17 protein-coding genes and 1 pseudogene are annotated in these 19,004 nt (G+C 70.3%); 11 read left to right on the plus strand and 7 right to left on the minus strand.

The window, feature by feature from the left end; all coding sequences use genetic code 11:
- Positions 1–102 precede the first annotated feature (102 nt).
- On the plus strand, positions 103–879 hold the full coding sequence (locus B207_RS0114100; protein ID WP_018637194.1) for a FadR/GntR family transcriptional regulator: 777 nt from the start codon (positions 103–105) through the stop codon (positions 877–879).
- 102 nt (positions 880–981) lie between these two features.
- Here B207_RS0114100 and B207_RS0114105 read toward each other — a convergent pair whose 3' ends face one another.
- A complete protein-coding gene (locus tag B207_RS0114105) occupies positions 982–1,836 on the minus strand; it encodes an enoyl-CoA hydratase (protein ID WP_018637195.1) in 855 nt (284 codons plus the stop codon).
- Between the two features lie 316 nt (positions 1,837–2,152).
- Between B207_RS0114105 and B207_RS0114110 the strand changes: the two genes are divergently transcribed.
- Genes B207_RS0114110 through B207_RS0114125 form a run of 4 tightly spaced genes read left to right on the plus strand, consistent with a single transcriptional unit; the run spans position 2,153 to position 6,822 of the window.
- On the plus strand, positions 2,153–3,361 hold the full coding sequence (locus B207_RS0114110) for an amidohydrolase family protein (protein WP_018637196.1): 1,209 nt from the start codon (positions 2,153–2,155) through the stop codon (positions 3,359–3,361).
- Positions 3,362–3,413: 52 nt separating this feature from the next.
- Positions 3,414–4,433 (plus strand): acyl-CoA dehydrogenase, encoded by a 1,020-nt coding sequence (locus B207_RS0114115; protein WP_018637197.1) that lies wholly within the window; start codon positions 3,414–3,416, stop codon positions 4,431–4,433.
- Positions 4,434–4,492: 59 nt separating this feature from the next.
- Positions 4,493–5,296, plus strand: coding sequence for an enoyl-CoA hydratase/isomerase family protein (locus tag B207_RS0114120; protein WP_018637198.1), 804 nt, complete (start codon positions 4,493–4,495; stop codon positions 5,294–5,296).
- Positions 5,293–6,822, plus strand: coding sequence for a class I adenylate-forming enzyme family protein (locus B207_RS0114125; protein ID WP_018637199.1), 1,530 nt, complete (start codon positions 5,293–5,295; stop codon positions 6,820–6,822). Before B207_RS0114120 ends, B207_RS0114125 begins: the two co-directional genes overlap by 4 nt.
- A gap of 52 nt (positions 6,823–6,874) precedes the next feature.
- Here B207_RS0114125 and B207_RS0114130 read toward each other — a convergent pair whose 3' ends face one another.
- Both B207_RS0114130 and tnpA read right to left on the minus strand, forming a co-directional pair.
- On the minus strand, positions 6,875–7,708 hold the full coding sequence (locus B207_RS0114130) for an RNA-guided endonuclease InsQ/TnpB family protein (RefSeq protein ID WP_026311047.1): 834 nt from the start codon (positions 7,706–7,708) through the stop codon (positions 6,875–6,877).
- Positions 7,705–8,124, minus strand: coding sequence for an IS200/IS605 family transposase (gene tnpA / locus B207_RS0114135; RefSeq protein ID WP_018637201.1), 420 nt, complete (start codon positions 8,122–8,124; stop codon positions 7,705–7,707). Before tnpA ends, B207_RS0114130 begins: the two co-directional genes overlap by 4 nt.
- 95 nt (positions 8,125–8,219) lie before the next feature.
- On the opposite strand from tnpA, the gene B207_RS0114140 reads away from it, so the two are divergent.
- Positions 8,220–9,410 carry an acyl-CoA dehydrogenase family protein gene (locus B207_RS0114140; protein ID WP_018637202.1) on the plus strand — a complete coding sequence of 397 codons (1,191 nt, stop codon included), beginning with the start codon at positions 8,220–8,222 and terminating at the stop codon, positions 9,408–9,410.
- Positions 9,411–9,456: 46 nt separating this feature from the next.
- A complete protein-coding gene (locus tag B207_RS38315; protein ID WP_018637203.1) occupies positions 9,457–9,603 on the plus strand; it encodes an SDR family oxidoreductase in 147 nt (48 codons plus the stop codon).
- Positions 9,604–9,666: 63 nt separating this feature from the next.
- On the opposite strand, the gene B207_RS0114150 is transcribed toward B207_RS38315, so the two are convergent.
- Positions 9,667–10,467, minus strand: coding sequence for an enoyl-CoA hydratase/isomerase family protein (locus B207_RS0114150; RefSeq protein ID WP_018637204.1), 801 nt, complete (start codon positions 10,465–10,467; stop codon positions 9,667–9,669).
- Between the two features lie 193 nt (positions 10,468–10,660).
- Here B207_RS0114150 and B207_RS0114155 point away from each other — a divergent pair, with 193 nt between their 5' ends.
- A complete protein-coding gene (locus tag B207_RS0114155; RefSeq protein ID WP_018637205.1) occupies positions 10,661–11,542 on the plus strand; it encodes an enoyl-CoA hydratase/isomerase family protein in 882 nt (293 codons plus the stop codon).
- Between the two features lie 137 nt (positions 11,543–11,679).
- Here B207_RS0114155 and B207_RS0114160 read toward each other — a convergent pair whose 3' ends face one another.
- A complete protein-coding gene (locus B207_RS0114160; protein ID WP_026311048.1) occupies positions 11,680–13,050 on the minus strand; it encodes an alpha/beta fold hydrolase in 1,371 nt (456 codons plus the stop codon).
- A gap of 215 nt (positions 13,051–13,265) precedes the next feature.
- Here B207_RS0114160 and B207_RS0114165 point away from each other — a divergent pair, with 215 nt between their 5' ends.
- Both B207_RS0114165 and B207_RS0114170 read left to right on the plus strand, forming a co-directional pair.
- Positions 13,266–13,616, plus strand: coding sequence for a hypothetical protein (locus B207_RS0114165; protein WP_018637207.1), 351 nt, complete (start codon positions 13,266–13,268; stop codon positions 13,614–13,616).
- A 23-nt stretch (positions 13,617–13,639) separates the two neighbouring features.
- Complete coding sequence (locus B207_RS0114170; protein WP_018637208.1) at positions 13,640–15,163, plus strand: MFS transporter; 1,524 nt, start codon at positions 13,640–13,642, stop codon at positions 15,161–15,163.
- A 284-nt stretch (positions 15,164–15,447) separates the two neighbouring features.
- Here the strand turns inward: B207_RS0114170 and B207_RS0114175 are convergent, their stop codons facing one another.
- Complete coding sequence (locus B207_RS0114175; RefSeq protein WP_018637209.1) at positions 15,448–16,707, minus strand: ABC transporter substrate-binding protein; 1,260 nt, start codon at positions 16,705–16,707, stop codon at positions 15,448–15,450.
- A 975-nt stretch (positions 16,708–17,682) separates the two neighbouring features.
- On the opposite strand from B207_RS0114175, the pseudogene B207_RS38325 reads away from it, so the two are divergent.
- Positions 17,683–17,931, plus strand: a pseudogene (locus tag B207_RS38325) (response regulator); the annotation flags it as partial.
- A gap of 4 nt (positions 17,932–17,935) precedes the next feature.
- Here the strand turns inward: B207_RS38325 and B207_RS36915 are convergent.
- Entirely contained in the window at positions 17,936–18,748 is an 813-nt protein-coding gene (locus tag B207_RS36915; protein ID WP_018635919.1) for a transposase family protein, read from the minus strand.
- Positions 18,749–19,004 lie beyond the last annotated feature (256 nt).

Here is a 19,004-nt window from a genome sequence, read left to right on the forward strand (position 1 = left end):
TGTCAGACGGCTCGGGCGGCGGCGCGGAAGACAGCGCGGGCCCGGCATCGCCGGGCGCGAACGAACAGCCTTCCTCGAAACATCTAGAGATATAATCGGCCCGTGGTCGAGCCAGGAGAGGCACGGGACGGGGTTCGGCGCACCGTCCGGGAGAAGCCTCAGCAGATCGCCGACGAGATCCGTCGGCTCATCGTCCAGGGGGATCTGACCGAGGGTGATTCGCTCGGGCGGGAGCCCGAGCTGGTCGAGCGGTTCGCCGTCTCCCGCCCGTCGATGCGGGAGGCACTGCGCATCCTCGAGGCGGAGGGTCTGATCTCGGTCCGACGGGGGGCGCTGGGCGGGGTCGTCGTGCACCGGCCGGACGAGCGGATGACCGCGCGTACGGCCGCACTCCTGCTCCAGGCGCGCGGCGTGCCGCTCATGGACGTCCACAACGCCCGCAGCATGATCGAGCCGGTGGCCGTCCGGCTGGTGGCCGGCTCGCGCGCCCGCCGGTCCGCGGCCGCCGAACTGCGCCGGCTCAGCGCCGACCAGCTGGAGGCCATCGAGGATCCCGAGGCGTTCGGGCGCGCCAACGCGCGCTTCCACGCCCGCCTCGTGGAGCTGGCCGGCAACCAGACGCTCAGCATCGTCGCCGAGATGCTCAGCGAGGTTCTCGCCCGGGCGGTCACCGCGGCCAGCCGGCCCGACCCGACCCGGGACGCCGAGGCCACACGCATGCGCGGCCTGCGCTCGCAGGCGCGTCTGGCGGCACTCGTCGAGGCGGGTGACGCCGCGGCGGCCGAGAAGCACTGGGCGGAGCACATGGCGGTGGTCGGCCAGGTGATGATCTCCCAACACGCGAAGACCGTGATCGATCTGATGCGACACGACTACTGAGCCCTCCACCATCCGAGCCCTCCACCATCGATCCGTCAGCCCGTCAGCCCGTCAGCCCCTCCAGGAACGCGACCGCCGGGCCGGCGCGGCCCGCATGATCGACTACTTGTCGATCCGGGCCTTCATCTCGTCCAGCAACATGAGGACCGGCAGCCCCGACTCGCTGAGCGCATGGCCGTGGCCGGTCTGGTGGATGTCGAACACGGACTGCACGGCCGCGTAGAAGCCCTGCACGTCGAGGGTCTGGTTGACCGCCCGCTTCGCCTGCCGCAACGCGAACGGGTGCATCCGGGCGATCTGCCCGGCCAGCTCCCGGGCGGCCGGGCGCAGCCCGTCGAGCGGCACCACCCGGTTGACCATCCCGGCCCGCTCGGCCTCGTGGGCGTCCATCTTCCGGCCGGTGAACAGCAGTTCCTTGGCCTTACGGGCGCCCAGCTCCCAGGTGTGGCCGTGGTACTCGACCCCGCCGATGCCCATGTTGACCACCGGGTCGGAAAAGGTCGCGTTGTCCGCCGCGAGGATCAGGTCGCACGGCCAGCACAGCAGCAGGCCACCCGAGATGCACACGCCCTGCACCGCGGCGATGGATGGCTTCGGCACGTTGCGCCAGCGCAGCGAGTACTCCAGGAACCGCCTCGCCTCGATCTCGTAGATCCCGGCGAGGGTCCAGCTCGGCGGCCGACCGTTACCGCTGCCCCCGCCACGCGCGCCAGCAGCCGCACCGGCAGCCGCGTCGTCGGCGGGGCCGACGCTTCTGATGTCGTGCCCGGCGGAGAAGTGCCGGCCGTTGGCCTGCAGAATGATCACTCGGACGTCCGGGTCCTCGGCCGCCCGCCGCCAGGCCTCGTCGAGCTCGTCGAGCAGCTCGAGCGTCTGCGCGTTCGCCGCCCGCGGCCGGTTGAGCGTGATCGTCGCGATCCGCTCGGCCGCCTCGTACTCGATGAAGCTCTCGCTCACGAACGCGCTCCTCACTCGACTCCGGACCTGGTCGGCGGCCCTGGGGCGACCTCGTGGGCCGGCCCCCCGGATCCACATCTCGCGTCAACCAGCCAACCAAATATATCTAGATGTTATGGGTGACGCCACGGCATGACCAGCGGCACCCCGACACCCCGGCCGCCCGGCCGCCCGGCCCGCAGGGCCGACCACGGGGCTCCGGGGACCGCACCCGCAGGGTTGCGCCACCCGACCAGGCGGCCGTACCTTCATTATCTAGATATTTAGGAACCCACGCGCTGCTATCAGCTCCCACAGAGAGTGACAGGTTCGGATCATGACCCCGACCCTCGACTTCCCGGTGTTCGACGCCGACCACCACCTCTACGAGACGCAGGACGCGTTCACCCGGCACCTCCCGGCACAGCACCGGGACCTGTTCCGCTTCGTCGAGCTGAACGGCCGGAAGAAGCTCGTCGTCCGCAACCTCCTCACCGAGTTCATCCCGAACCCGACCTTCGATGTCGTCGCCCGCCCCGGCGCCCACATGGCCTTCTACGCCGGCGACAACCCGGAGGGGAAGTCGCTGCGCGAGCTCACCGGGAAGCCGATGCGCAGCATTCCCGCCTTCCGGGAGCCGAAGGCCCGGCTGACGGTGCTCGACGAGCAGGGCGTGCATGCCTGCCTGCTGTTCCCGACCCTCGCCAGCCTCGTCGAGGAACGGTTACGCGACGACCCGGCGCTGACCCAGGTGGCCATCCGCGCCTTCAACGAATGGCTCCACGACGACTGGGGCTACAACCACGCCGACCGCATCATCACGACGCCGATCGTCTCGCCCTGCGACGTGGACGGCGGCATCGCCGAGCTCGACCGGGTCCTGGGCCGCGGCGCCCGTGCCATCCTCGTGCGGCCCGCCCCCGTGGCCGGCCTGCGCGGCCCCCGCTCGCCCTTCCTCCCCGAGTTCGACCCGTTCTGGGCCCGTGTCCAGGAGGCCGGCGTCCTCGTCGCGCTGCACGCCTCCGACAGCGGCTACCAGGACTACCTCAACACCTGGGAAGGGGGCAGCGGAGAGTACGTCGCGTTCCGCCCCAGAACCTTCGCCCACGTCGCCGACGGCGGCCGCACCATTCAGGACACGCTCGCCTCCGCCATCTGCCATGGCATGCTCGACCGCTTCCCCCGAATACGGCTCATCAGCGTCGAGAACGGCGGCAGCTGGGTCGGGGTCCTCGCCCGCAACCTCGAGCTCGCCTGGAAGAAGATGCCCGGGGAGTTCCCCACCCACCCGCTCGACGTCCTCCGGCGCAACATCTGGATCAACCCGTTCTGGGAGGATTCCTTCGAGGGCCTGATCTCCCTCATGGGCCCCGACCGCGTCTGTTTCGGCTCCGACTATCCGCACCCCGAAGGCCTCGCCGAGCCGCTCTCCTTCACCCGGCAGCTCACAGGCCTTCCCCCTGCCGACATCGAGCGGATCATGTCGGCCAACATGTTCGAGCTTCTCGACCTCCCGCGGCCGGCTCCCACCGGCGCGACGGTGTGACGGTGTGGCAACTCCGACGTTCCCGGCAGCCGACGGCAGGTGATGGCGTTCCATGCAGTTCCGCCTCGACGAGGACCAGCTGGCGATGCGCGACGCCGTCCGGGCATTCTGCTCGGACAGGTTCGGCCACGGTGACATCGCGACCCGTGAGGGCAGCCCCAGCGGGCCCGGCCTGTGGACGGCGCTCGCCGAGCTCGGTGTGCTGGGCGTCCTCTCCGACGGGGCCGCCGCCGGCGTCGGCATCGTCGAGGCCACCCTCGCGTTCGAGCAGTTCGGCGAGCATCTCGCCGGTGGGCCGGTGCTGTGGTCGACCCTCGCCGCGCCGTTCGTCCCCGGCGCCGCCGAGGGGAAGGTCCGGGTCGCCGGTGTCGAGCTGACAGCTGGCGCCTCCGGCCCGGTGGTCGTCGAGCACGCCGCCGACTGCGACGTGCTCCTGGTGCTGCGCGACGACCGGCTGGAGGTGTGCCCGCGCGCCGCGCTTCCACCACCCGTGGACGGCACGCCCCTCGACCCGCTGACACCTGTCGCCGTGTTCGGCCACCTCCCCGCAGGCCGGGTGATCGGCGGGGCGGCGGACGCCCGGCGGCTGCGGCGCTCAGGGGAGATCCTCAGCGCCGCGATGCTGGTCGGCGTCGCCCAGGGAGCGCTCGACACCGCCCGCCGCCACGCGCTCGAACGGGTGCAGTTCGGTGTTCCCGTCGGCTCGTTCCAGGCCGTCAAGCACCTGCTCGCCGACATGTACGTGCGGGTGGAGCTCGCGCGGTCGGCGACCTACGCCGCCGCCGCCACCGCGGCCGACCCACGGGCCGGTGACGCGGAGCGCGCCGCGAACACCGCGAAGCTGCTGGCCGGCGAGGCCGGCATCGCCAACGGCCGCACAGCCGTGCAGGTCCTCGGCGGTATGGGCTTCACCTGGGACATGCTCCCGCACTACTTCCTGAAGCGGGCCTGGGTCCTCGAGAACGGGTTCGGCACCGCCGCCTGGCACGCCGCCCGGCTCGGTGCCGCGGTCGGCGAGGAGGTCGGCGAGGATGCCGGGGGCAAGGTCGGGAGCGACCTCGCCCTGTCGTGAGCGAGCGCCGGCACCGGCTCAGTCCCCCGCCGGCCGGTTGAGCGAGAGGTAGTAGTCCCATGGGATTCGAGACGATTCGCTACCAGGTCGAGGACCGGGTGGCCACGATCACCTTCGACCGGCCCGAGGCGCTCAACGCGCTGAGCCCGGCGATGGTCCGGGAGCTGCGGCAGGCGTACGCCGACGCCGAGGCCGACGACGGCGTCTGGATCCTGCTCGTGACCGGCAACGGCCGGGCGTTCTGCGCTGGTGCCGATGTCACCGAGATCCCCGACGACGGGCGGGTCGTCTACGACGAGCCGTATCTGTCGACGTTCCCGCAGTGGGAGGCTCCGCAGGAGGGCACGCCCCCGTTCCGGACCATGACCAAGCCGATCCTCACCGCGGTGAACGGCCTGTGCTGCGGTGCCGGGCTCGACCTCGTCACCACCGGCGACATCGTCATCGCCTCCGACCGGGCCGAGTTCTTCGACCCGCACGTCAGCATCGGTCTGGTCTCCGGCCGGGAGGTGGTGCGCCTCGCCCGCGCCCTGCCGATCAACATCGCCATGCGGATGGCGCTGATGGGCCGGCACGAGCGGATGAGCGCACAGCGCGCCTACGACCTGGGCCTGGTCTCCGAGGTCGTCGCGCACGACCGGCTGCTCGAGCGGGCCCGGGAGATCGCGCACACCGTCAACCGCAACGCACCGCTGGCCGTGCGCGGCACCCGCCTCGCCATCCGCCGGGGCCGCGACCTTCCACTGTACGAGGCCGAGGTGATGGCCGAGGCGTTCCGGGAGCGGGTGGTCCGCACCGAGGATGCCAAGGAGGGCCCGCGTGCCTTCGTCGAGAAACGCCAGCCGGACTGGAAGTGCGAATGACCCACCACGGGACGGCCGAGCTGCCCGCGCTCAGCGAACGCATCGGGAAGGTGCTGGCCCTCGACCCGTCGGCGCCCGCCGTCGAGTTCGAGCGCCACTGGCACACCTGGGGCGAGCTGGCCGCGGCGGCCGACGCGGTCGCGCCGCTGGTACGGCCGGGCGAACGCGTCGCCCTGCTGCTGCGCAACCGGCCGCCGCAGCTCGGCCTGCTCCTCGGCCTGCTCCGGGCCGGTGCCTGCGTGGTCGCCGTCAACCCCGGGCGCGGAGCCGAGCGGGTCCGCGCCGACCTCGGCTCCCTCGCCGTCGCGACCGTCGCCGGCGGACGGGCCGATCTGGCCGCCCTGGCGCCGCGGGCGCGCCGGCTCGGCAGCGACGAGCTCGGAGTCGTCACCGGCAGCGGGTCGCCTCCGGGCACCGGCGGCGGGTCGGCTCCGGGCACCGCCGACCCGCGCCCCGGGGTCGCCGTCGAGATGCTCACCAGCGGGACGACCGGACCGCCCAAGCGGGTCCCGCTGGCCTACGAGACCTTCCGGCGGGTGCTCGCCGGGGCCCGGCACTACGAACGCAGCCCCGACTCCGGCCTTCGGCTGCGCCGGGGCGTGGTCATCGTGAACGCGCCGCTGGTGCACCTCGGCGGGCTGTTCCGGATCCTGCAGTGCGTCAACGACGGCCGCGCGTTCTGCCTGCTCGAACGCTTCCGCGTCGAGGAGTGGGCGGACGCCGTGCGCCGCCACCGGCCCTCGACCGTCAGCCTGGTCCCGGCCGCGCTGCGGATGGTCCTCGACTCCGACCTCGGTCCCACCGACCTGTCCGGTGTGCGGTCGGTGATCTCGGGTACCGCCCCGCTGGCGCCCGAGGACGCCGACGCCTTCCAGGCGAGGTTCGGCGTGCCGGTGCTGACCTCGTACGCGGCGACCGAGTTCGGCGGCGGCGTCGCCGGCTGGAACCTCGCCGACCACGAGCGGTACTGGACGGCGAAGCACGGCAGCGTCGGGCGGGCCCACGCCGGCTGCGCGCTGCGCGTGGTCGACCCGGACACCGGCGCACCTCGGGAGCCGGACGAACCGGGCCTGCTGGAGGTCCGGGCGGCGCAGCTCGGCGACGACAGCGGCTGGACCCGCACCACCGACCTCGCCCGCCTCGACACCGACGGCTTTCTGTGGATTCTCGGCCGGGCCGACCAGGCGATCATCCGCGGGGGCTTCAAGATCCTGCCGGACGACGTGCGCACCGCCCTGGAACGCGACCCGCGCGTGCGCGGCGCCGCCGTGGTCGGCCACCCCGACGCCCGCCTCGGGGCCGTTCCGGTGGCCGCGGTCGAGCCGCGCCCCGGGGTCACGGTGAGCGCCGAGGATCTCCTGGCGGCGGCAGCCGGCGTCCTGGCTCGCTACGAGCTGCCGACTCGGCTGCGGGTCGTCGAGGCGCTGCCGCGGACGCCCTCGGGCAAGGTCGATCTGGCCGCCGTGCGCGAACTGTTCACCCAGTCACCCAGCAGCACTGAACTGAGCAGCCCGGAGCACCCCTGAACAGCCGGAGGAGCACGGTGTGACTACTCCGACGGCTGAAGCCGCCGGCTTCTCAGGCCGCTTGGGTGGCCTGACGGGCCAGTCCGGCCCGGAGGATGTTGACGGCCGCGTTCACGTCAGCGTGTGCTGTGTACTCACACGCCACACAGAGGAACACCCCCCATCTCGCGCCCAGAATCGACGTGTTCAGTCCCGTCTCGGCGGCCTGCCCGTTGGGCAGGAACGCCCCCGGCCGGTCGGGGTCGGGTCTCGGGGCGGCCCTGCGGGTCATGTTCCCGACCCGCAGGGCTTCCACGGCGATCAGGTCGTGCTCGCGGACCAGCCCGAGGGCGGTCTTGTGGGCGAGGTCGAGCCGCTGCCGGCGCACCGTGCCGTGCAGCGCGGCGACCCGCGCCACCGCCTTCCGTCTCCGCGCCGACCCCCGCTTCTTCCGCGCCAGCCTCCGCTGCGCGCGGGCAAGCCGGTCGGCCACCGCGGCGAGGTAGCGGGGGTTGCCGATGTGCCGGCCGTCGGAGGTAGTCGCCAGCGATGCCACCTCCAGGTCCACCCCGACCACCGCGCCGGTGACCGGCAGCGGCGCGGCGGGCACGTCGTCACAGGAGAGGACCACATACCAGCGGCAGCCCTCCCGCTTGACGCTGATCGTCTTGACGGTGCCGAGTACCGGCCGGTGCTGGTTGACCTTGACATGGCCGACGCCGCGGATCTCTTTGAGCTGAGCGGACTGGCCGCCATAGCGAACCGTTGTCCGGGACGGGTGCCGGTAGGCGTCACGGCGTTCCTGAAGCGCCGCGTTGTACAGCGCCCGGTGGCTGTTGAGCATCGCCGTGAACGCGGCTGCCTGCCTGACAGTCGGGCGGAGCTGGAACTTGAACGTCCGTCTCACGGCCGCTCCCTGCGCCATGGACGCTCGTACCGGGTGTCGATGTACCGGCGCACCATGTCGGCGGAGACCACGCCGACAGTGACGACGAAGTACGACCACGACCACAGGGTCGACAGCCGGGACCGCAGGTGCGGGAACTCGGCGCGTAGGACCCGGCTGGTGCATCCCTTGAACTGGTTGGCGACGTATGACGGGGAGTGCTTCGGATGAGCCCTGACGAACAGACGCACGTGATCCGGCATGACCTCCAGCGCGACGACGCCCCAGCCGTGTTCGGTGCATTTCTGTCGGATCAGCTCGTCGCGCCGGTCGCGGACCGGGCCGGTGAGCACGGGACGGCGGTACTTCGGGCACCACACGACGCGATATCCGAGGTCGTGGACGCCGCCCGCGCCCACCGTCACCTGCCGCACCATGATCCGATTATGCCGGTGCCGCGCATCCATCAGGGTTGCGGTCTGTACCCGGTTCCCCTCACGCCTGAAGGCGTCAGTCCCCTCGGGAGTCTCTGATGGACCTGACCTACAGCGAGGAGGACGAAACGTTCCGCGCCGAGCTTCGCTGCTGGCTCGAGGTGGCGGTGCCCGACCACGGCCCGCCCCCACCCCCCGGTGACTGGCCGGCCCGACGCGCCTACGACACCGCCTGGCAGCGCAGGCTGTACGACGCCGGGTACGCCGGCCTGCACTGGCCCAGCCGGTTCGGCGGCCGTGGCCTGCCGGTCACCCAGCAACTCGTCTACCTGGAGGAGTACGCCCGCGCCGGCGCCCCGTACATCAGCGTCAACTTCGTCGGGATGATGCACGCCGGCCCGACGCTGATCGCCGAGGGTACCGACGAGCAGCGGGCCTACCACCTGCCGCGCATCCTGCGCGGCGAACACGTCTGGTGCCAGGGTTTCTCCGAGCCGCAGGCCGGCTCCGACCTCGCCTCGCTGCGCACCAGCGCGGTCCGTGACGGCGACGACTACGTCGTCAACGGCCAGAAGATCTGGAGCACCCGGGCGCACGTGGCCGACTACGGCGAGCTGCTGGTCCGCACCGACCCCGACGCCCGCAGGCACCGCGGCATCAGCTGGCTCATCCTCGACATGCGCTCCCCCGGCGTCGAGGTCCGCCCGATGCGCACCATCGACGGCGAGAGCCACTTCTGCGAGGTGTTCCTCACCGACGTCCGGGTGCCCGTCACCAGTCTCGTCGGCGCGGAGAACGACGGGTGGCGGGTGACGAACGTGACCCTGCGCTTCGAGCGCGGCACCGCCTTCGCCCAGCACATCATCACCCTGCGCTCCCAGCTCCGGGACCTGGTCAGGGTGGCCAGGCTGGTACCGGGGCCGGGCGGCGGCACCGCCTGGGACGACCCGGCGCTGCGCTCGCACGTCGGCCGGCTGGAGGCGAACGCCGACGGTCTGTGGCGGATGGCCCAGCGGGGGATCACCGAGACGGAGGCCACCGGACTGCCCGCGCCCACCGGCTCGGCCGTCAAGCTGCGGTTCAGCGAGCTCAGCCAGGAGCTGAGCGAGCTCGCGGTCCGCGTACTCGGCCGCGCCGCGACGGGTGGCGTGCGGGCCGGCGGGGTGGACGGTGTCGAGACCGCCCGGGCCTATCTCTGGTCACTGCAGTACAGCATCGCGGCCGGCACCTCGCAGATCCAGCGCAATCTCATCGCCGAGCGGATCCTCGGGATGCCCCGCCCGGCCTGACCTCCCACGCGCTGTCGAGGACGACCCACCACCGGAGGCCTCACCCGTGGTCGAGGAGTGGCACATGGACGTGGCCCTGCGCCGGCCGGGCACACCGGGCGAGGTCGGCGACCTGTTCGCCTTCCTCCTGTCACCCCGCACGGGCTATCTCACCGGCGCCGTCATCAACATCGACGGCGGTACCCAGTTCTGATCCGCCGCCCCGAATCCCTCTGCCGCCGGCCCCTGTCCGCCGACCCCTGTCGGTACCGCGGCCCTACCGCCCGCCGAAGTCCGGAGGGCGCCGTTCCCTGAAGGCCACGAGCCCCTCCCTGAAGTCAGCGGTGCGCGACGTCAGCTCGAGCGCGAACGCCTCGTCCTGCATCGCCTCCGCCAGCCCCAGCTCCAGCCCGCGGTTGACCAGGCGCTTGGTGAGCCCGACCGCGACCGTGGCGGCCTGCCCGAGCGTCTCGACCAGCTCCACGGCCGCGCTGTCCAGCTCGGCGTCAGGCACAGCCCGGTAGATGAGCCCCCACTCGGCGGCCTGGGCCCCTGACAGCCGCCGGCCGAGCAGCATCAGCTCCTTGGCCCGGGCGATGCCGACCAGCCGGGGCAGCAGCCAGGTCGCGCCACTGTCCGGGCTGAAGCCCCGGGTCAGGAACGGCTCCCAGAACCGGCTGCTCTCGGCGGCGACAGTGAAGTCGGCCGCGAGCGCGAGCTGGAACCCGAGGCCGGCGGCGTGGCCGCGGACGACGGCGACGACGGGCAGCTGCACCTCGGTGATGAGCTGGATGAGCCGGTGCGCCTGCAGCGCGGTGCGCCGCTGCACGCTGCCGGGGCGCGGCCGGGCGCCGCCGGCGGTGTTCGAGGCCACCCAGTCGGCGCCGGAGCAGAAGTCCGGGCCGCGGCTCTCGATCACGACCACCCGGAGCGCGTCGTCGGTGGCCGCATCCTCGAGGGCACCGACGATCCGGCGCACCGCCGCGGCGTCGAGGGCGTTGCGGCGTTCCGGCCGGTCGAGGCCGATGCGCAGCACGCCGCCGTCCCGGTCGAGGCCGACCCCTGCCTCCGTCGTCACCGACGACCCCCTCTTCTCGCCTGCGCCCGCGATGGTCTGGCCCCTGCAGCGGTCAGACCCGGGCGCCCCCGAAGGGGACTCGCCGAGGGTGACATGCATCGGTACGATGCTAACTCCCAGCCTGGAAATATCTAGAGATATAGGATGGCGTCGCTGGATGGCGGGACTGTTCGATCAGCGAGAGGGAGAGCCCATGAGCGACGGTCGTGTGCTGCTGGAACGCGACGAGGGGACAGGGATCGCCCGCCTCACGCTCGACAACCCCAGCCGCCGGAACGCGTACGACCCCGCGATGCGGGAACAGCTCGGCACCTACCTCGACGAGCTCGCGGTCGATGACGCGATCAAGGTCGTCCACCTGCGCGGCACCAGCGGCGTCTTCAGCACCGGCGCCGACATGGCCAACGCCTACGCCTGGTACGGCGACGCCGCGAAGGACTCCACCCGCCGACGTCCCAGCCAACGCCGGCGGCTGTCCGTCGACCGCAGATCGTTCAGCTTCTACCACAACTTTCTCGGCTACCCGAAAGCCACGATCGCCGAGGTACAGGGCTTCGCGCTCGGCGGCGGCTTCGAACTCGCACTCATGGCCGACATCGCGATCGTCGCCGGTGACACCCGGATCGGGATGCCCGCGACACGGTTCCTGGGCCCGGCCCTCGGCTCACTGCACATGTTCTTCTACCGGCTCGGCCCCGTCCTGGCACGCCGCCTGCTCCTCACCGGCGACATGATCCCCGCCAGTGACCTCGCCCACCTCTCGATCTTCACCGAGATCCTCGACAACGGCGACGACGTACACACCCGCGCCGACTGGTGGGCCCGCAAGCTCGCCCGCATGCCCGCCGACGGCATCGTCATCGCCAAGGAGGCCTTCCGCCTCGTCGAGCAGCTACAGGCCTACCAGGGCGAGGAGGTCGCCAGCTACCTCTTCCACGCCTACGGCACCAATCTCCAGTTCCAGGACGACGAGTTCAACTTCGTCAGGACCCGCGCCGAACACGGCACGAAACGTGCCTTCCAGCTCCGCGACGAACACTTCGACCTCCCCAGCCCGGGAACGACGACCGGCTGACGGGCAACTGGCACGGCCGCCCCCGGCGGCACCGCGGGCCCGGCACGGCGGGCCCGTGCCGGACGACGGCGCGCCGGACGACAGCGTCGCGGGCACCTAAACATTTAGAGGGAAGGCGCCGACCGGGGGCGACGGTGCTAGCTGTAGTCGTTGAAGAGGACCGAGACCCGGTGCTCCGACGACGGGAACGCCGGCACGGCGATGACGTCGCGGTGGCCGTCGGTGTCGCGCTGCACGGATTCCAGGGTGATCGCCGTGTCGCCGGCCGGCAGGAAGACGTCCATGCCGGTCATGAAGACCACCGAGAAGAAGGCCGGTACCGGCGCGGTGAGATCTGTCCTGCGGTCCGTTCCGACGTCGGTGAGGAAGATGCCGATGGGCCGCTTCTGCCGGGGCGTGTTCGCGGGGTTCAGCAGGTTCGTCCCGTCGACGAGCAGCTGGTCGCTGCCTGATCCCTGGTCACCCCACCATTCCCGGTATCGGCTGATGGTGATGTTGGTGTGGGCCGGTGCCGTCTCCATCCGCGCGCCGAGACCTTCACCGGGGCGGCTGGTGAGCAGTCGGATGAGCCTGTCGCTGCGCTGGAACGGCTGGAAGTAGAAGTGGTGGGTCGCCGCCCCCGGGCGCAGGACGGCGAACTCGTAGGATGCGCCGGCGCGGGCGGCGATCGGCCCGAAGGCGCCCTCGCCGCCGAGGGCGGTCGCGGCGACCGGGCTGCCGGGCCGACGCTTCCCGGTCGCGACCTCGACCTCGTAGACCTCCAGCCGGCCTTCACTCAGGCCGACGTTCGTCGGGAACAGCACTGCCCGGCCCGACAGCTGGATCATGCCGTCGGCAGTTGGTCGGATCTCGGTGGTGGCCGGCTTCCTGCCGGTGAAGAACTCGAACTCGGCCTCGAAGGTACGCGGTGACGTCACCGACTCGGTGTGCCCGAGTTCCGCGAACTGGACGTTGTTCGCCCCGACGATCCGGCGGGCCGGATCACCCTCGGCCCAGACCGCGAGTGTGGGCACCCCGCCGGGCGGCGCCTGGGCCGTGCGGCCATCCAGGTTGACGTAGTGCGCGACGCGCGCGGCCCGCTCCGGGCGACTGGTGAGGTAGTCCTGGCTGATCATGGTTCCCATCGAGTGCCCGACCAGCTCCACCTTGGCCGCGCCGGTCGCTGTGAGCAGGGCGTCGATGCGCGCGTCGATCCGGGTATGTACCTGCTCGGCCGTCTCCACCGTGAAGGTGGAATCCCAGTCGATCGCGTCGATGTGGCCGACCGGATAGCCGTTCGCGGCGAACCGGCGGGCCGGTGTCTCGAACTGCGCCCCCGAGCCGGCCCCGCCGTGCACGAACAGGATCGGCAGGCGAGACGGATCGGCTGGCGGTTCTACCGGAGTGGCGGTCGGGACGGACGCCGGCGGCGCGGAGGAATCCGAACACGCGGCCGTTGCAGCCCCGGTCACCGCCATGGCCAGGAATGCACCGCATAACGCGAGGTACGACCTTCGAGCGCTGGGCATCGATTCTCCTCCACTGCTGGACGGGAGGGCACTTCGACGCCGATCCGGCCCACCCACGCGGACACACGCGAGGCCGAAACGTACAGTGCCCGGTTTCCGGCGGGCAACCACAATGACACGGTCGGGCATACCAGGCGACTCATACGCTCCGACCCTCCATCACCTTGGGCCCGCCTTCACTCACAGCCCCGAAGGGTCTTTCCAAAAGGCTCGCCATGGAATCGGGCGCGAAAAGTGTTCTCGACGGCGCCGCCGCGGCCGGCAGCAAGGCAGGCACCAGGCACCAGGCACCAGGCATGGTGGCGGATCCGGGTGCGTTCCTGGCCGACCCCGTGGCGGCGATCGGCACACTACGATCCGTATGTGAGGCCGGCGTCGACCTCGCCGCCGAGGAGCCGATCGCGTGCATCGAGGTGTACGTGCATCTGCGACGCGAGAAGCTCGCTGCCCGCGACCTGCGGCCGGGTTCCCGACCGGGTGAGCGGGCCCGCGGGCCGAGTGTGACCAGTACCGCCCCGGTGAACACTGACGATTCGGAGATATGCATGATACATATAGTTGTGTAGTACAACGAAGTAGAGGAGGAAGCATGGCTTCCGGCGAGGACACCGACCGCTCCACTCCGGTCGCCACCAGCCGCGCGGGCGATGTGTCGCACGTCAACGCGATCGTCGCGGTCCTGGGTGCGGTGGGCGTCGTCGTCGCGATGATGCAGACCCTGATGGTGCCGCTGCTCCCCGTGCTGCCATCGCTGCTGCACACGAGCTCGGCCGACGCCTCATGGGCGATCACGGGCACCCTGCTCGCCGCTGCCGTCGCCAACCCGGTGTTCGGTCGTCTGGGCGACCTCTACGGCAAGCGAAGCATGATCTTCGTCTCCGGCTCCGTGCTCGCCGTCGGCTCCGTGGTCTGTGCCCTGAGCAACACGCTGGTGCCGCTGGTCGTGGGCCGGTCGATGCAGGGCCTCGGGCTGGCGATCATCCCGCTGGGCATCAGCATCATGCGTGACCTGCTCCCCGCGAAGCGGCTCATCCCGGCGATGGCGCTGATGAGCTCGTCGCTCGGAATCGGCAGCGCCCTGGGTCTGCCGATCGCGGCGGCCGTCGCCCAGCAGGCCGACTGGCACGTGCTGTTCTGGACGTCCGCTGTCGCCGTCGTGCTTCTGATGGCGCTGGTGTGGCGGGTCGTGCCCGAATCACCGGTCCGGGGCTCGGGCCGGTTCGACCTGCCCGGTGCGGCCCTGCTCTCCACGGGCCTCGTCACCCTGTTGCTCGCCGTGTCGAAGGGAGGCACCTGGGGTTGGTCGAGTGGCACCACCCTGGGACTGTTCGCAACGTCGGCCGCCACCCTCGCCGGGTGGGGCTGGTGGGAGACCCGCGCCCCGGCTCCGCTCGTCGACCTGCGCACCACGATCCGGCGTCCGGTGCTGCTGACGAACATCGCCTCCGTCACGCTGGGCTTCGCGATGTACGCGAACTCGTTGATCAACCCGCAGTTGCTTCAACTCCCGAAGGCCACCGGCCACGGCCTCGGCCAGTCGCTACTCGCCACCGGGCTGTGGATGGCACCCGTGGGGCTGGTGATGATGGTCGTGTCGCCGCTGGCCGGCCGCCTGATCACCGCGCGTGGCCCGAAGATCTCTCTCGTCACCGGCTCGGCCGTCGTCGCGGGTGGTTACTGCCTCGCCATCGGACTCACCGGCAGCCCGCTGGGAGTCCTTCTCGTCAGCTGCGTCATCTGTGCCGGCGTCGCGCTGGCCTACGCGGCCCTGCCGACACTGATCATGCAGGCCGTTCCGGCCTCGGAGGGCGCCTCGGCCAACGGCCTCAACACCCTGATGCGCGCCATCGGAACCTCGGCGGCGAGCGCGGTGATCGGCGTGGTACTGGCGAACATGACGATCCCCTACGGCCCGACGCAGGTGCCGTCCCTCGCAGGTCTGCACCTTGGCTATCTGATCGGCGCCGCGGCCGCCCTCGCCGCCGGCCTTGTCGCCCTCGGCATCCCCGGTCGGGCGGCACCGGCACCGGCACCGAACCTCACCGTTCCGGAACAGACCCGCTCCACGCCACAGGCCATCGCGCCGGCCGTGGCGATGGCCTCGAAGAACTGAGCCCCCGGCCCCGGCATCCCGCGATCAGGACCTCAGGAACACCCGCGGCCAAAGCGTCAGCCTTCGCCGAGCTGGAGAACACGCCCGGAGTTCCGGGGCTCGACCTGCCGGGGCTGGGCATCGCCTCACTCGCGCACCGCTTCGGCTGTCGGGGCGTCCGGGTCGACACCACGGGCGAACTCGAGAAGGAGCTCACCGTGGCTCTCATGACCGACACCCCACCGTCATTGTGGTCGAGACCCGGCCGCAGCACGCCGGCCTCTGACGCGCGCCGGTTCGCAGGGTCAGCCGTCGTGTCTGGTACCGCACCACTGCTCCTTCCCGTCGGGTCCGGGAACGACCTCGTAGGCAGTGCCCGTGGCATTCACCTTCGCGAAGGTGAGACAGGTCGCCGGCCGTCCGCGATTGGCGCTCAGGTCCACACCACCTGGCATGAGACCGGCCGCCGGGTAGTCGGTGACTGACCGAAGCCCACGGTGGAACGCTTCTCGTGTCGGGCACTCGCCCGCCATTTCCAGGCCACGTACCAGCATGTCGGCCGCCACGTAGGAGCTGAGAACGGTGATCTGGTCCGGGTCCGGGGTCTCGGCCGCGTAGCGGGCCATCGTTTCCCGGAAATTTCTCAGGTTGGGTGATGCGGAGTCCCATGAAATATGGTCGAAGAAGGCCGTCGCGCCGGCCAGATCCGTCCCCGCCTCGGCGAGCAGGCGCTTGTCGTAGGCGACCGCGGACAGAACCGTCCGGTAGGTGACGTTGGCGGCGCGGGAGGCCCGGAGCAGCTCGCGCAGCCCGTCGATCGGAGTCTGGACAACGAGCACGTCGGCCTGGCTCGCCGCGATCCTGGCCACCACCTGTTCCGGAGAGCTCTGGCCCACCGTGTACGGGATACGCGCCACCAGCGCCACACCCTGGCCGCTCATACTTGCGATCATCTGATCGCTGAGGGCCTGCGACGGTTCCGACAGGGACTCTTCCACCACAGCAACCCTGGTACCACCCTGGGCGGCTGCGAACTCACCCAGAGTGCTCACGGTGCCGTTGGTCGAGTACAGGTAGTCAGGCGCGAACATGGTGTCGTAGTCGTTCCAGGCCGTCTCGGAGGCAAGGCCGACAACAGGGACACCGGCACCTGCCAGATAGCGGGCCGAACCCGACGCGGCTGTCGTGAGCTGCGCGACGCCGAACACGCCGCTGCGCTCCACGATTCTGCGTGCTGCGACATCGTTCCTCGAAGGTTGACCAGCGTCGTCGGCCAGCACGATCTCCAACTCGCGGCCGTGCACGCCTCCGGATTCGTTCGCCAGGGCGACCCGGGCCTCGAAACCACTGCGGGCGGCACTGAAGACGGAGCTCAGCGGGCCGGTAGCCGGATAGATCAGACCTATTTTCACCCGGTCGACGCCGACGCCCGGCGTGGTGCAGGGCGAGGCGGCGGGGGCTGGCGCGCTGTCAGCACTGCACCCGGCGCCCGCCAACAACATCATCGCGGCGGCCGACGCCACCACGACGCGCCGCCGGCGACTCGCGGTCAGCATCTCGGTCATCCAGCTAAGGTCTCGGACGGCAGACGGCACAGGCACCCAGAAACCTGGACCGGCGACGGCCCAGCGTACCGGTGACCTGTTGACGGGCGATGCCGCAGGCCGGCATCGAGAACCTCGCAGGTTTTCTTCCGATACATGGCGTCAGTATCCTTACTGCTGGAGAAATCGATCAAGACGGTGCGACTCAAGCTGGGCCGAGCATTCACGGGCGACTCTCGGGCAGTCGACGGGAACGTCCCACGCCACGGCACATCTCGCGATATCCGACGACTGTCACCGCAGCAGGATGCGACAGAGACAGCAGCGGGCACATCGAAAGAACGACGCCTCGACATAGGAACACAGGCTTCGACAGCCGACATCTCGTCGACGAGATCGGTCGGTTGCCAATCAGTTTACCCGTGCCCCTCCCGAGGGTGCTACCGACGACGTGAAGCATATTAGGCGGTCGCCAAAGGCGATGCGAGAATTTCTAGCACAGGTTCACGGGCGCGGCAAGACACACCCATGGGGACGCATCGACGTCATCCACGTCTCGGAGCTTTTCCGTCGCGAAGCCTCTGGGCCCGCCTCCACGATCGTGGGTTACCGGCCAGCCGGCTGGCATATCCGGCGGAGACGCCGTGGGTGACCCGTGAACGACCCGCTCGGCCCCGCCCTGACCTGGCAGTCCTCTCGCAGCCCCGGCGCATGGTCAGGTACGGAACGTCCGGATTCAGGACCCAGGATGGCAACAACACATGGCGATTTTTCAGGATCAGGCCAGGCGACGCCCCCAGGCTCACCGAGCCGGGTGGGCAGTAGACCCAGGCGAGTTCGTTAGGCCGGAGGGGGGTGGCGGCCTGCGGGAGATCGCTCCTACGCGCCCGGGTCACGCCCTACACTGACGAGCTCCCGGGCAGCGATGCGGCACGTGTCGCGGTGACACGTGCCGCGGAGCGGTGACGGGAGCACCCTCGAACGACGGGAGAACGAATGCGGGTGTTACTTGTCGAGGACGACGTGCCACTCGCCGACGCGGTGACTCGGGCGCTGCGCCGGGAACGCTTTGCGGTCGATGTCGCCCACGACGGTGACACCGCGCTGGCGAAGATCTACGTCGTCGACTACGAGATCGTCGTCCTGGACCGCGGCCTCCCCGGCCTGCACGGCGATGCCGTGTGTGAACGTATCGTGCACGACCGACAACCGAGCCGCATTCTCATGCTCACCGCATCGGACAACGAAGTTATTCAGAAACTCTCTTGATCCTCTCGAAGCTCAGTATTCGTTCGGATTGCTGTTCGTTGATTTTCTGGAGGCCGACGGCAGCCTGGACGTCGGCATCGATGCGACCGAGTTCGCTGCGGTGGCGGGTGGTGAGGATCCGCCAGTTCTTCGTGTGGGCGACTCCCCATTCGGCGGCGACCCGGACGGACGCGAACGCGGTGTTGAGCTGCTTCTGCCAGCCGGGCAGGGGTGTTCCGGGCTTCTTTTTCAGCGGGGTGTGGAGGGTGGGTTCGCCTTCGTAGCCGAGGTCGGTCAGGCAGCCACCGGAACGGTGTACCACCCGTGTCCAGCCGGCTTCACGGAAGCAGTGCACATCATGCCAGCTTCCCGGGAAGGCACGGCTGGCTCCGAGGAGCCGCCCGTGCAGGTCGACGGCGAGTTGGACGTTGACGCCGTGGCGGCGGTGCTTGCCGGACAGAAGATCGTCGCGATGGTGCCAGGCGAACGTCGGGATCAGAGTCCCGTCGATCAGGCAGACCAGGCCCTTGACCTGCCGGGACAGGGCCTCGGTGGTGGTGCCGAGAGCGTCGGAGAGGAAGGTGACCATGATCTGGTGGTAGGTCCAGGCGGTACTGATCCCGATCCCGAAGTCCTCCGCGAGTTCCTGGTAGGTGGCGTTGCGCCGCAGCCGGCACAGGGCCAGCCGCAGAGCACCGACCAGATCGAGACCGCGGGGACGGCCCTGGGCACGATGCCAGTCGGGGAAGTGTCTCTCGGCCATCGCGACGACGACGTCGGCGGCTTTCAGGCTCAGCCCGGGAAGTCGATACACTGGGAGCACCCTCTTCGTGGTCGATGTGTTTTCTTTGGTAAGACTCACATGCCACGAAGGGGGCCTCTCATGCCGGTACCGGGCGCGAGCTCCAGAAATCCTGGACGGAACGCGTAAGGATTTCCGGTTCGTTGCCGCCAGGGGGTTTCTGTCCGGGTTGCCCGTTTCCTGTTCCGGCGGAATTTTGGGCAGGGTCTGATCGAACCAGCTGATTATCGCATGCGAAACCGACTATTCCGAGTTTCGGAAAAACTCC

The organism is Parafrankia elaeagni (genome assembly GCF_000374165.1).
In the GTDB taxonomy this organism is placed as follows: domain Bacteria; phylum Actinomycetota; class Actinomycetes; order Frankiales; family Frankiaceae; genus Parafrankia; species Parafrankia elaeagni.

Coding starts and splice junctions, on each gene's coding strand:
- B207_RS0114110 (WP_018637196.1), top strand. CDS start 2,153: ATGACCCCGACCCTCGACTTCCCGGTGTTCGACGCCGACCACCACCTC.
- B207_RS0114115 (WP_018637197.1), top strand. CDS start 3,414: ATGCAGTTCCGCCTCGACGAGGACCAGCTGGCGATGCGCGACGCCGTC.
- B207_RS0114120 (WP_018637198.1), top strand. CDS start 4,493: ATGGGATTCGAGACGATTCGCTACCAGGTCGAGGACCGGGTGGCCACG.
- B207_RS0114125 (WP_018637199.1), top strand. CDS start 5,293: ATGACCCACCACGGGACGGCCGAGCTGCCCGCGCTCAGCGAACGCATC.
- tnpA (WP_018637201.1), bottom strand. CDS start 8,124: ATGGTGCGGCAGGTGACGGTGGGCGCGGGCGGCGTCCACGACCTCGGA.
- B207_RS0114140 (WP_018637202.1), top strand. CDS start 8,220: ATGGACCTGACCTACAGCGAGGAGGACGAAACGTTCCGCGCCGAGCTT.
- B207_RS0114155 (WP_018637205.1), top strand. CDS start 10,661: ATGAGCGACGGTCGTGTGCTGCTGGAACGCGACGAGGGGACAGGGATC.
- B207_RS0114160 (WP_026311048.1), bottom strand. CDS start 13,050: ATGCCCAGCGCTCGAAGGTCGTACCTCGCGTTATGCGGTGCATTCCTG.
- B207_RS0114165 (WP_018637207.1), top strand. CDS start 13,266: ATGGAATCGGGCGCGAAAAGTGTTCTCGACGGCGCCGCCGCGGCCGGC.
- B207_RS0114170 (WP_018637208.1), top strand. CDS start 13,640: ATGGCTTCCGGCGAGGACACCGACCGCTCCACTCCGGTCGCCACCAGC.
- B207_RS0114175 (WP_018637209.1), bottom strand. CDS start 16,707: ATGACCGAGATGCTGACCGCGAGTCGCCGGCGGCGCGTCGTGGTGGCG.